This window comes from Streptomyces sichuanensis, assembly GCF_020328095.1.
Classification (GTDB): Bacteria; Actinomycetota; Actinomycetes; order Streptomycetales; family Streptomycetaceae; genus Streptomyces; species Streptomyces cinnamoneus.
The window spans coordinates 18,115-30,065 of record NZ_JAIXMK010000098.1 but is presented as its reverse complement, the minus strand read 5'-3'; the positions used below and the strand labels follow the sequence as shown (position 1 = coordinate 30,065).

Sequence of the window (11,951 nt, the reverse complement as noted above, 5' to 3'; positions counted from 1 at the left end):
CCCCCCCCCCGCCCCGTTTGTTTCGCTTTGTTTCGCTTTGTTGCGCGTGGTGTGTCGCGGTGTGTACGGCAGCGGTCCTAGATGCGCACCTGGACGGCGCGGGCGAGCCGGTCGTGCAGGCCGCGGGTGTCGCGGTCCCAGACGACGGCGGGGACGACGAGGAGGAGGAGCACGCTGCGCAGCAGGACGCGCGGCAGGGACAGCCGGGCGCCGTCCTCGCCGATGACGCGCAGGCCCAGCAGCCGCTTGCCGGGGGTGCAGCCGATGGTGCCGACGGTGAGCAGGCTGAGCAGCAGGAAGATCAGCAGGGCCCAGTTCCCGGCTCGCTGGGGGTCGCCGGCGGCGAGGAAGCCGTAGGCGATGAGCATGCAGAGCGCCCAGTCGACGACGAGGGCCCCGATGCGCCGGCCGATGGGGGCGACGGCCCCCGGCCCGCTCTCCGGCAGCCCGAGGCGCTCGCCGCGGTGGCCGAATTCGATGCCCATGTCCTCCGCGGCCGCGCGGGGACCGGAAAGCCATGATCCGATTGCTTGCCTGTTGTCCACCCGTCCACGGTACTGCGACCGCATACGTTCTCCGGGGGCCGGGTGGGGGAAAGGCGCCGCAGTCACGGGGCGCCCGCACGAGAGGCAGGTGACGTCGACAGCGCGGCGGTTAACCTCGGCGAAACAAATGGGTCATGCTTGGGAAATCCCGTCTCTCTAGGGTCTGCCGCAGCGCGCCATTGCGATACGGACCGCGCCACCGAAGCAATCCCCGACCGCGTGCGGCCGGGCTAGGAGGAGTTGGATGTTCCAGAACGCCGACGAGGCCAAGAAGTTCATCAAGGATGAGGACGTCAAGTTCGTCGACGTCCGATTCTGCGACCTGCCTGGCGTGATGCAGCACTTCACGATCCCGGCCGCGGCCTTCGACCCCAACGAGGAACTGGCGTTCGACGGCTCGTCGATCCGCGGCTTCCAGGCCATTCACGAGTCGGACATGGCGCTGCGTGCCGACCTCTCCACGGCCCGCATGGACCCGTTCCGGCGCGACAAGACGCTGAACATCAACTTCTTCATCCACGACCCGATCACGGGTGAGCAGTACAGCCGCGACCCGCGCAACATCGCCAAGAAGGCGGAGGCGTACCTCGCCTCCACCGGCATCGCGGACACCGCGTTCTTCGGCCCCGAGGCCGAGTTCTACGTCTTCGACAGCGTCCGCTTCGAGACCAGCGCGAACCAGTCCTTCTACCACATCGACTCCGAGGCCGGCGCCTGGAACACCGGTGCGGTCGAGAACAACCGCGGTTACAAGGTCCGCTACAAGGGCGGCTACTTCCCGGCCCCGCCGGTCGACCACTTCGCCGACCTGCGCGCCGAGATCTCCCTGGAGCTGGACAAGGCCGGCCTGCAGGTCGAGCGCCAGCACCACGAGGTCGGCACCGCCGGCCAGGCCGAGATCAACTACAAGTTCAACACGCTGCTCGCCGCGGCCGACGACCTGATGCTCTTCAAGTACATCGTGAAGAACGTCGCGTGGCGCAACGGCAAGACCGCGACCTTCATGCCGAAGCCGATCTTCGGTGACAACGGCTCGGGCATGCACGTCCACCAGTCGCTGTGGAGCAACGGCGAGCCGCTCTTCTACGACGAGCAGGGCTACGCGGGCCTCTCGGACACCGCCCGCTACTACATCGGCGGCATCCTCAAGCACGCCCCGTCGCTGCTGGCCTTCACCAACCCGACGGTGAACTCCTACCACCGCCTGGTCCCCGGCTTCGAGGCCCCGGTCAACATGGTCTACTCGCAGCGCAACCGCTCCGCCGCGATGCGCATCCCGATCACGGGCTCGAACCCGAAGGCCAAGCGCGTCGAGTTCCGCGCCCCGGACCCGTCCTCCAACCCGTACCTGGCCTTCTCGGCCCTGCTGCTGGCCGGTCTGGACGGCGTCAAGAACAAGATCGAGCCGGCCGAGCCGATCGACAAGGACCTCTACGAGCTCTCCCCCGACGAGCACGCGAACGTCCCCCAGGTCCCGACCTCCCTCCCGGCCGTCCTCGACGCCCTGGAACAGGACAACGAGTACCTCCAGGCCGGCGGTGTCTTCACCTCCGACCTGATCGAGACCTGGATCGACTACAAGCGCACCAACGAGATCGCCCCGATCCAGCTCCGCCCGCACCCGCACGAGTTCGAGATGTACTTCGACATCTAAATCCTGCGGCCGGGCGCCCGGAAAGGGCCCTGTGCGACTGAGCCCCGTCACCTGCCATCGGGCGGTGACGGGGCTCAGTGCTGTGCTGGGCGAAGAGTTGGGGCGGAGTTTTCTTCGCGTCATGTGGTGGCCATGTGGACCTAACGGCGACTGGTGGGATGTGTGGGGTTCCCTTTAGCTTCCGTGCGCATAGGGTTACCGCAGGTTACCGCCCTACCGAGGGAGACGCAGTGCCGTTCCTGAAGAGTGCTCGTTCCGCCCCGCTCATGGCCGTTGCGGCCACCGCGCTCGTTGCCGTGGCCGCGCCGCCCGCTGCTGCCGCACCTGCCGCCGCTCCGCCGGTGAAGGTGCTGAGTTACAACGCGTTCCTCATGAGCGGGAGTCTGTATCCGAATTGGGGGCAGGAGCACCGGGCCAAGGAGATAGCGGCCGCCGATTTCTTTCAGGGAAACGACGTCGTGGTGCTGCAGGAAGTCTTCGACAATGCGGCGACCGATCATCTCAAGTCCCTTGCTGCCGACCGTTATCCGCATCAGACGCCCGTCGTGGGACGGACCAAGGACGGCTGGGACGCCACGGGCGGCAATTACTCCACCACCACGCCGGAGGACGGCGGCGTCACCGTGCTCAGCAAATGGCCGATGCTGCGCAAGGAGCAGGTCGTCTTCAACGACGCGTGCGGCGCCGACTGGTGGTCCAACAAGGGCTTCGCGTACGTGGTGCTGAACGTGGGCGGCAGCAAGGTGCACGTCGTGGGGACGCACCTGCAGTCGACGGACAGCGGGTGCAAGGCCGGTGAGGCCGCGGCGGACCGTTCCCGGCAGCTCCGGCAGATCGACGCCTTCCTCGACGCGAAGAACATCCCGGCGAACGAGCAGGTCATGCTCGCCGGAGACCTGAACGTGGACTCGCGCAGCGCGGAGTACCGTTCGATGCTCGCCGACGGCGACCTGGCGCCCGCGGACACCCGCACCGGGCATCCGTACTCCTTCGACACGAAGGAGAACTCGATCGCGGCCTACCGCTACCCGACGGACGCCCGCGAGGACCTCGACCACGTCCTCCACCGCAACGGCCACGCCCGGCCCGCCGGCTGGACGAACACGGTGGTCAAGGAGCAGTCCGCGCCGTGGACGGTCTCCAGCTGGGGCAAGCGGTACACCTACACCAACCTCTCCGACCACTACCCGTTGATCGCCGGAACCGGCTGACTGTCAGTGGGGGGTGCCACGATGTTCCTCATCGGGCCCGCCGGTCGTGCGCGGGCCGGGGAACGAGGGGGAATCCGTGCTGCCCACCACCGCCGATCGCGCCACCGACCACGCCGCCGAGAGCGCCGCCCTGGATCCGCAGCTGCTCGGTGAGGCCGAGGCGTACGCCGCGGAGCTGGTCCGGCGCGGCCTCGACGCCCCGGGGCAGGTGGCGGAGCTCGTCTCCGACTACTTCTACGCCGACGGCGCCACCCCCGTCTCCCCGGCGGCCGCGCGGGAGATCGTCGGCCGGCTCTGGCGCCAGCGCCTCGCCGAGCAGGAGACGTGGCCCGAGGTGACCGACGTCGACCGGCTGGAATCGGCCTTCGCCGCGCTGGACGGTGCCGGGATCACGGCGCGGGCGGGCTTCACCTGCTGCATGTCCTGCGGCACGGCCGAGATCGGGGGCGAGGCCGCCGAGGGCGATCACGGCTATGTCTTCTTCCACACCCAGGACGCCGACGCGGCCGCCGCGGGCCACGGCCTGTGGCTGCGGTACGGCGTCCACGGGGCGGACGCGGACGGCAGCGGCGCCGTGGCCGTCGGGCGCGCGGTGGTGGCCGCGCTCGCGGCGGCCGGCCTGACCGGCACCTGGGACGGCAATCCCGCCCGGGCGATCAGCATCGATCCGGTGGACTGGCGCAAGCGGCTCTCGCCCCTGGCCGGCTGAAGCGGCTCCGCAGGGCGGTCGTGACCGGCCGTGACCGCCCACGGAACCCGACGTGACGCACATCGCAGCGACGATCAAGGACGTTACAGGTCAAACGTCCGTATGAACCGCGCAAAGAGGTCTGCTGCCCCGCCCCCGGTCGTGCTTCAATAGGGGGCATGGCCAGCCACCAGAACACCGCGACGGGTCGCAACGACCTTGAGCCCTTCTGGCCTTCTCGCCAGCACCACGACTTCGACCGAGTGTGTTGTCGCGCGTCCTTCGCGCAGGCCCTCTCCTCTCGCTGACGCCCACGTCGAAGTCAGCCGCCGGCCCCGGTTCCGGCAAAGCGGCCCGCGCCTGCACGTCCTCTCGACGTACCGCGCGAAAGAGCTGAGCTCCATGTCGAACCTCCGCACGCTGCCCGCCCCCGCGTCCACCACCGCGACGGCCCCCGTCCTGCCCGCCCAGGCCGGTCATCCCGCCCCCGCCCACCGCCACCGGCTGCGCGCCGTGGCACCGGACGAGGTGCCGCCCGTCGCCGACCTGCTGCACCCGGGTGCCACCTGGATGCCCGCACCGCAGCACGCCCTGCCCACGCTGCCCGGCCAGCCGCCCATGATCGGGTACCTGGTGCTCGTACCGGCCGAGCAGCCGCCCGCGCCCGAGCCTCCGCTCCACGAGGGCGACGGCCTGGTGCGCATCGACCCCGCGGAGCGGACCGCGCACGTCGCGGGCCGGCTGCTGGATCTGACCTACCTCGAATTCGAGCTGCTGGCGCACCTCGTCGCCCACCCGCACCGGGTCCACACCCGCGATCAGCTGGTGACGACCGTCTGGGGCTACGGGCACGTCGGCGACGGCCGCACCGTCGACGTCCACGTCGCCCGGCTCCGCCGCAAGATGGGCGCCGAGTACCGCTCGTCGATCGTGACCGTGCGCCGCGTCGGCTACAAGTACGCGCCCCCGGCCGGTTTCTGATCCCGTCCCCGGGCGGCCGGGAAGGCCGGGTGGGAAGGTGGGGCCATGACCGACACCTCCGAGCTCGTCACGCTCCTCGGCCTCCAGCCGCACGTCGAGGGCGGCTGGTTCCGCGAGACCTGGCAGACGTCCGGCACGACCGTGCCCGAGGGCTACGGCGGGCCGCGCCCGTACGCGACCGGCATCTACTTCCTGCTCCACCCCGGTGAGCGCTCCCGCTGGCACCTCGTCCGCTCCGACGAGCTGTGGCTCTGGCACCGCGGGGGCCCGCTGCGGCTGCGGCTGGGCGGCTCCGGCCCGGCCCCCGACGAGGCGGGTGCCACCGAGGCCGTGCTGGGCGCGGACGTCGAAGGGGGGCAGCGGCCGCAGCTGCTGGTCCCCGGCGGGGTGTGGCAGTCGGCGGAACCGGCGGGCACCGAGCCCACGTTGGTGACCTGCGTCGTGGCGCCCGGCTTCCACTACGAGGACTTCACGCTGGCCGGGGAGCCATCCGCGTAGTCCCGGGCCGAAGCACCCGTCAACTGGGTTGAGCCGGAGGCGGGATGCACACGATCATGGCCCGATGACCTCCCTCGCCGACCGTGCAGACCGTCTGCCCCGCCTCGCCCCGCTCTACGTCGGGGGCGTGCAACTCGGCGCGTACGCCCTGCAGCGCATGCTCACGCCGGCGATGCGCGAGCGCGTGCTGCGCGACTGCTCCACCAACGTCGACAATCTGCGCGCCGGCCGCTGGGACACCCTCGCCAGCAGCGCGCTGATGGTCGAGGCGCCGCTGGAGCTGCCGTACGCGCTGCTGCTCCTGGCCGTGCTGGGCTATACGGAGTACGCCTACGGAGCGTGGTGGGCGGCGGCCGCGTTCCTGTACGGGCACGTGGGCGCGTCCTTGGTGGTGTACGGGGGGCTGCGCGCCCTCCGGGCGGGGGCGCGCACGCGCTCCGCGATAGACGTGGGCGCGAGCTACGGCTTCAACGCGGTGGCCGGTGCGCTCGCCACGGCCCTGCCGCGCGGGCGCGTGCGCACCGGTGTCGCCGCCGGCCTGCTCGCCCTCGCCGTACGGCCCTACCTGCGCGGCCGCGGCCATGCGACGTTCACGGACGCCGGGCACCTGCTGGCGCTGCTGCTGGGCATGGGGCTGGGCCCGGCTCTGGCCAGGGGGCGGCGTCGCGGACTCGCCCACCGTTCTTCACAATAAAAGGAGAAAATGCGATAAGCAGAGCAAGGCACCAAGGGAGACCGGCCCATGCCGCAGCAGGTGGATGTCTCGACGATCATCAACTTCCGTGACCTCGGCGGCATCCCGCTCGTCGGCAACTCCGCCGTCCGCCCCGGCCTGCTGCTGCGCTCCGGCCAGCTGGACCGCCTCGACCCGCAGGCCGATCCCGCCGTCGGCGCCCTCGGCATCCACACGGTGGTGGACCTGCGCACCGAGCACGAACGCCGCGAGCGCCCCGACCGGCTGCCGGACGGTGCCCGGCTGATCATCGCGGACGTCATGGCCGGCATGGCCGCCATGGCCTCCCGGCAGGGCTCTCCGGAGGAGGCGGCCCCCGCCCGCCTGGAGACGGTCCTCGGCAACCCTGCGGCCGCCGAGGAGCACCTGGGCGACGGCAAGGCCGAGAAGCTCATGTGCGACACCTACCGGGCGTTCGTCACCTCCGCGTCCGCCTGCGACGCCTACCGCCTGCTGCTGACCACGCTCGCCGAGCCGGACTGCGGGCCGCTGCTCTTCCACTGCACCGCGGGCAAGGACCGCACCGGCTGGGCGGCCACCGTCATCCTGCTGCTGCTCGGCGCGGACCCGTCGGCCGCCGAACGCGAGTACCTCGCCGTCGTCCCGGCCGTGCGCGCGGCCTTCGCCCCGCACGTCGAACGCTTCACGGCCGTCGGCGGCAACCCGGACATCGCCGACGCGATCCTGGGCGTCCGCCCGGCCTATCTGGCGGCGGCACTGGAGGAGATGCACCGGGTCCACGGCGACGTCGAGTCCTACGTGCGCGACGGGCTCGGCATCCCCGACACGGCCGTCGACCGCATCCGCGCCCGCTGCATCGCCTAGCCCGGTCCGGCAGGGGTCACCGGCGCACACCCGGGCTGGGCCCGAACAGACGCCCAGACGGGTGAAGTGACCATCCCATCATTCACTCGTTCTACGGACGTGGAGCAGCACGCTACGGCCCCCCGGCCCCTCACCCAGGCCCTTCCGGCCCCCGTCGACGTCGAGCAGGCCGAGGCCGCGCTCATCGAGCACTACCCACGCCTCGTCCGGCTGGGGTACCTCGTGCTGCCGCCCGCGCTGGGCCGCCACCGCCGCGTCCTGACCGCGCACGCCCTCGTCCAGCGGGCGCTGCCCCGCACCCGCGGCGGCGCGAAGGAGGCCGTCGTTCCCCCGCCCCGCGGCCCGGGCGGCTTCCCCGGCGACCCGGGCTACGCCTATGTGCGGCAGCGGGTGCTGCGGGCCGCGCTGCGGGCGGGCCGGCCGCGCGGCCGGTGGCGGCCGCCCCGGCCGGGCCAGCTGCCGCCGTCCCTGCCGCAGGTGTGGGGGCTGCGCCTCTTCCCGCGCTCGGGCGGGGCCGACGAGCTGGTCCTGGACCAGGCCCTCGCCGCGCTGTCGGGGCCGGGCCGGGCCGCGTACGTCCTGCGGGAGCTGGAGCTCCCCACCGATCACGACGTGCGGCAGCTGCTGTCCTCGGCCGGGGTGGGCGACCCGGACGCGGCGCTCGACGAAGCGGACCGGGTGCACGTCCCGGCCGGCAGCCGGGACGGCTCGCTGCTGGAGTCGGTGGAGTTCGACCCCTGTTCGCTCCAGGCGCGGCCCACCGACCTGATGCGCCGCCGCCAGCACACCCGTGCGGCCCTCGCGGCCGCCGCCGCGGCCGTGGTGTGCGGGACGCTGCTCGGGCTGCCGGGCGAGGGCTGGGGTCCCGACGGGGCGGCCGCCCCGCCCTACGCACAGAACGCCGCGGCCGAGCAGGCCCTGGACCCCGCCCGGCTGACCACCGCCTCCCCGACCGCGTGGAAGCGCGCCGACCGCCCCGGCTTCGCCGCCTGGCCCGCCCGCGGCAACCGCACCGGCGACCGGGAGCTGCTGCGCCGCGCGCTCGCCGTCTGGGCCCGCCCCGGACGTTCGGTGCAGGTCACGGCGACGCCGGGCACCGCCCCCGGGCCCGCGGCCGGGCCGCCGCAGCTGCTGTACGCGGGCGAGGTGGACTCGGCGGTGGTCGTGCTGCTCCACGACGGGCTGCGCGTGGTGCGCTACGCCGAGGCCCGCAGCGGCGACACCCGGTCCGCAGCCCTGGACTTCGCGCGGGCGGACGCGGCGGACACCGGCACCGCCACGGCCCTCGTCGTCAGCCGTACCGACGGCAACGTCCGTTTCCTGACCGCCCCGTGGGTGAACGACGCGGCGGTGCGCGACCTGCTGCAGCCCGCGGGCAGCGCCGAACCGTTGCACCGCGACGCCGACGGCCTGACGGACTCGGTGCCCAGCCCGGCCGCGTCGAGCGACTGCCACGGGTGGAAGGCGCTGCAGTTCGGTGACCACCTCGTCTCCGACCTCGGCGAGCTGCTCCCGGCCCGGCTCACCGCCGGCTCCCCCACCGCCCCGCACGACGTGAGCGGCCCGAAGGACCGCGCCGGCTGGGCCCACACCGCCTGCCACCTGGCGTCCGTCCGGGGCCAGGGCGTGCGGTCCGTCAACTCCTGGCAGTTCGCGACGCAGGTGCTGCCCGGGGGTGCCGGGAGCGCGGAGTGGTTCTGCACCCGCGCGGAGACGTGGCGGGGTACGGGCAGCCGGGTACTGGCCCAGTTCCAGGCGCCCGGCACGCGGACGGGCGCACCGGGCGCGGTCGTCGCCCGCGCCGAGGACTCCCCCGCCTGCGGGGCCCGCGAGCCGCACGTCCTGGCGGGCGCCCTGTGGAAGTCGGCCAAGGGCAACTGGTACGCCCTCGCGGCGGGCGGCGGCGAGGTGACCGCCGTCACCGCGAGCGGTGGGGTCACCGGCAGCGCCCCCGGCCCGCTGCTGGCCCTCCCGGCGAAGCCGGGCGCCCGCACGGAGCTGAGCGCCCGGCTCCCGGACGGCACGCGGATCACGCCCCTGCACTGAGTGAGGGACGGCGGCACTGGGGCCGGGGCGCGGTCTCAGCCCCGGCGGAAGACGGCGACCGTGCGGGCCGGCACGGCGAAGGTGCCGGAATCCGCCCGGTAGGAGGCCGTCGTGACGGTCGCGTCGGCGCCCCGCGCCTGGACCGGGTGCAGGACGTAGCCGGTGCCCGCGAGGGCGGGGATGTGCTGGGTCTGCTGTTGTGGGGTGGCGTTGAGGACGATGACGAGGTTGTCGAGGCGCATGGTGACGACGCCCGGGGTCTCGTCCGTGCCGGAGAGCGGGAAGGACAGGTTCCGCTGGACGGCGTCGGTGGTCGGCAGGCTGAACGCCCTCTCCGTCGTGCGGATGCGCAGCAGGTCCCGGTAGGCGGCCGAGGCCGAGGTGATGGGGCCGCAGCCGGGGCGCAGCGCCGGGTCGGCGAGGAGGGGGCGGGCGTAGGGCCACTTGTCCGCGTTGTCGCGGGCCGGGGGCAGACCGCGGCCGAAGCCGTTTCCGTCGGCGCAGTTCCAGTGGAGGGCGTTGAACCAGTCGCCGCTGTCGTAGGAGTTGCGGTCCAGGGACTTGGAGCGCAACAGGTCCGTGCCGGCCTGGGAGAGGGCCGGGCCCTGGGAGAGGGTGGCGGCGGCCAGCGCGACGACCTGGGCGCGGGCCCGGTCGGCGGGGGCGGTGGCCCGGGGGAGCTTGTAGGCGAGGGCGTCGTAGAGGGTCTCGTTGTCGTGGGCGTCGGCGTAGGACAGGGCGTCGCCGGGGGCGGCGGCGTAGCCGGCGGGCGAGCCGTTGTAGTCGACGTCGGCGCCGCGGACGCCGCGGCCGGTGGAGTCGGTGAAGCGGTAGTCGGCGAGGTTGCCGGTCAGGCCGACCTTGATGAGGTCCTGGGCGTGCAGGAGCCTGGCCCGTTGCTCGGCGGGGGTTCCGTTGGCGGGAGCGCCGTTGGGGTCGGTGAACAGGCCGGAGGCGAAGCCCTGGACGCGGGGGTCGGCGTCGAAGGGGCCGCCGCCGCGGATCGCGTCGCGGGAGCGGTCGGAGAAGGTGGCGATGCCGGTGCCGGCCATGTTCTTCTGGGTGGCCTGGACGAAGCGGGCGTCGTTCGCGACCTCGCCGAAGTTCCAGCCCTCGCCGTAGAGGACGACCGACTTTCCGTCGACGCCGTCCTTGGCGGGGGTCAGGGCGTCGAGGGCCTTGCGGACGGCGAGGATGTTGGCCTTGGGGTGGTGGCCCATGAGGTCGAAGCGGAATCCGTCGATCTTGTACTGCTTCGCCCAGGTGACGACCGAGTCGACGACGAGCTTGCCCATCATGGCGTGTTCGGGTGCCGTGTTGGCGCAGCAGGTGGACGTGGCGACGGTGCCGTCGTCGAGCAGGCGGTGGTAGTAGCCGGGCACGATGCGGTCGAGGACGGACTTCTCGTCCTGGCCGGAGGCGGCGGTGTGGTTGTAGACGACGTCCATGACGGTCCGCAGCCCGGCGCCGGCCAGGCCCTGCACCATGCGCCGGAATTCCACGGTGCGGCGGGTGCCGTCGGGGTCGGAGGCGTAGGAGCCCTCGGGGACGGTGTAGTGCAGCGGGTCGTAGCCCCAGTTGTAGGCGTCGCGGGCGGCGGTCTTCGCCACGCACGCCTGCTGCTGGTCGGAGTCGGCCGGGAGTGCGGCGAGGTCGCAGGGCGGGGTGGCCTGATCGGCCCGGCGTTCGGGGGTGGTGGCGAAGTCGAAGACGGGCAGGAGGTGGACGTACGAGGTGCCGGCGTCGGCGAGTTGGGCGAGGTGGCGCAGGCCGGGCGCGGCGGGGTCGGTGAAGGCGAGGTAGCCGCCCTGCGGCGAGAAGTCGCGGACGTGCAGTTCCTGGATGCGGGCGTCGCGGAAGGGCACGGCCTTCGGCTTGCGCATCCGCTGCCAGCCGGCGGGGGCCAGGGCCGGGTCGGCGAGGTCGGTGACCAGGCTGCGGGCGGAGTCGGCGGTGAGGGCGGTGGAGTAGGGGTCGGTGACGTGGTTGGTGACGACCTTGCCGGCGGCCGGGGCGTGGACGGTGACGGCGTAGCGGTAGGGCTTGCCGGCCCAGTCGCGGCTGCCGGTCGCGCTCCAGACGCCGCTGGCGTCGTCGCGGCGCATGGGGACGGTGCGGCCGTCGAGTTCCAGGGCGACGTTCTTGGCGGTGGGGGCCCAGACGGAGAGGGTGGGGCGGCCGCCCCGGAAGGTGGGGCCGAGGGGGGCCTTGGTGGCGGCGGGGGCGTAGAGGTCGTCGAGGACGCCGGGTATCTGGACGCCGGTGGTGACCGTGCCGGCCTGTGCCAGGACCTTGCCTCTGAGCGCGGTGCGCTCGTCGTTGTCGCCGGCCTGGACGCGGAAGGCGTCGTGGGTGGGGGCGAGGCGGGGGTACTTCGCCAGGCCACCGGGGGCGGGGGTGAGGTCGAAGGCTCCGCCTTCGTGGATCAGGCGGTGGGGGTGGGTGGGGTTGCCGAGGGTTTTGGGCCAGGCGACGGTGTGTTTGTCGAGCCACTGGACCGTGGCGTCGGTGGGGGCGGGGGTGGGGGTGGCACTGGCGGTGCCGGTCGCGGGCAGTGTCAGCCCTATCGCTGCCGCGAGGGCGGCTAGGCGTTTCATGCGGATCTCCTTCAGCTGAGGTCAGAACGCGATGGGTGCCCCGGTCCCGCCCTTTCACCGTTTCCTGGGGCTGCGCCCCAGACCCCGGACCGCGCTGCGCGCGGTGTCCTCGATCACCGGACGGGCTGCATGTGCAGCCCGTCCGGTGGTTACGGGAAAGGGCGGGGTCGGGG

Annotated in this window: 10 protein-coding genes; 8 read left to right on the top strand and 2 right to left on the bottom strand. The window is 72.8% G+C overall.

The annotated features are described in order from the left end of the window. Positions 1 to 77 precede the first annotated feature (77 nt). Positions 78 to 545: an RDD family protein gene (locus LE181_RS24310; RefSeq protein ID WP_225663618.1), complete on the bottom strand. Its 468-nt coding sequence runs from the start codon at positions 543 to 545 to the stop codon at positions 78 to 80. A 244-nt stretch (positions 546 to 789) separates the two neighbouring features. On the opposite strand from LE181_RS24310, the gene glnA reads away from it, so the two are divergent. The 8 genes from glnA to LE181_RS24270 all read left to right on the top strand — a co-directional run bounded on the left by glnA (position 790) and on the right by LE181_RS24270 (position 9,181). Further along, positions 790 to 2,199 carry a type I glutamate--ammonia ligase gene (gene glnA, locus LE181_RS24305; protein ID WP_225663617.1) on the top strand — a complete coding sequence of 470 codons (1,410 nt, stop codon included), beginning with the start codon at positions 790 to 792 and terminating at the stop codon, positions 2,197 to 2,199. Positions 2,200 to 2,465: 266 nt separating this feature from the next. Beyond that, complete coding sequence (gene sph / locus LE181_RS24300) at positions 2,466 to 3,410, top strand: sphingomyelin phosphodiesterase (protein ID WP_225663619.1); 945 nt, start codon at positions 2,466 to 2,468, stop codon at positions 3,408 to 3,410. A gap of 76 nt (positions 3,411 to 3,486) precedes the next feature. Beyond that, the gene (locus tag LE181_RS24295; protein ID WP_225663616.1) at positions 3,487 to 4,119 is read left to right on the top strand and encodes a DUF6891 domain-containing protein; all 633 of its coding nucleotides are present in this window, start codon (positions 3,487 to 3,489) and stop codon (positions 4,117 to 4,119) included. Between the two features lie 381 nt (positions 4,120 to 4,500). Beyond that, entirely contained in the window at positions 4,501 to 5,079 is a 579-nt protein-coding gene (locus LE181_RS24290; protein ID WP_225663615.1) for a winged helix-turn-helix domain-containing protein, read from the top strand. Positions 5,080 to 5,124: 45 nt separating this feature from the next. After that, complete coding sequence (locus LE181_RS24285) at positions 5,125 to 5,577, top strand: cupin domain-containing protein (RefSeq protein ID WP_225663614.1); 453 nt, start codon at positions 5,125 to 5,127, stop codon at positions 5,575 to 5,577. Between the two features lie 64 nt (positions 5,578 to 5,641). Then, positions 5,642 to 6,271: a rhomboid-like protein gene (locus LE181_RS24280; protein ID WP_225663613.1), complete on the top strand. Its 630-nt coding sequence runs from the start codon at positions 5,642 to 5,644 to the stop codon at positions 6,269 to 6,271. A gap of 48 nt (positions 6,272 to 6,319) precedes the next feature. Next, complete coding sequence (locus tag LE181_RS24275; protein ID WP_225663612.1) at positions 6,320 to 7,135, top strand: tyrosine-protein phosphatase; 816 nt, start codon at positions 6,320 to 6,322, stop codon at positions 7,133 to 7,135. A gap of 99 nt (positions 7,136 to 7,234) precedes the next feature. After that, a complete protein-coding gene (locus tag LE181_RS24270; protein ID WP_225663611.1) occupies positions 7,235 to 9,181 on the top strand; it encodes a hypothetical protein in 1,947 nt (648 codons plus the stop codon). A gap of 35 nt (positions 9,182 to 9,216) precedes the next feature. Here the strand turns inward: LE181_RS24270 and pulA are convergent, their stop codons facing one another. Then, entirely contained in the window at positions 9,217 to 11,748 is a 2,532-nt protein-coding gene (pulA, locus tag LE181_RS24265; RefSeq protein WP_372458482.1) for a pullulanase-type alpha-1,6-glucosidase, read from the bottom strand. Positions 11,749 to 11,951: the final 203 nt, after the last annotated feature.

Bases quoted from the DNA above. Each gene is read 5' to 3' on its own strand.
- glnA (WP_225663617.1), top strand. From the start codon at position 790: ATGTTCCAGAACGCCGACGAGGCCAAGAAGTTCATCAAGGATGAGGAC.
- sph (WP_225663619.1), top strand. From the start codon at position 2,466: ATGGCCGTTGCGGCCACCGCGCTCGTTGCCGTGGCCGCGCCGCCCGCT.
- LE181_RS24290 (WP_225663615.1), top strand. From the start codon at position 4,501: ATGTCGAACCTCCGCACGCTGCCCGCCCCCGCGTCCACCACCGCGACG.
- LE181_RS24285 (WP_225663614.1), top strand. From the start codon at position 5,125: ATGACCGACACCTCCGAGCTCGTCACGCTCCTCGGCCTCCAGCCGCAC.
- LE181_RS24280 (WP_225663613.1), top strand. From the start codon at position 5,642: ATGACCTCCCTCGCCGACCGTGCAGACCGTCTGCCCCGCCTCGCCCCG.
- LE181_RS24275 (WP_225663612.1), top strand. From the start codon at position 6,320: ATGCCGCAGCAGGTGGATGTCTCGACGATCATCAACTTCCGTGACCTC.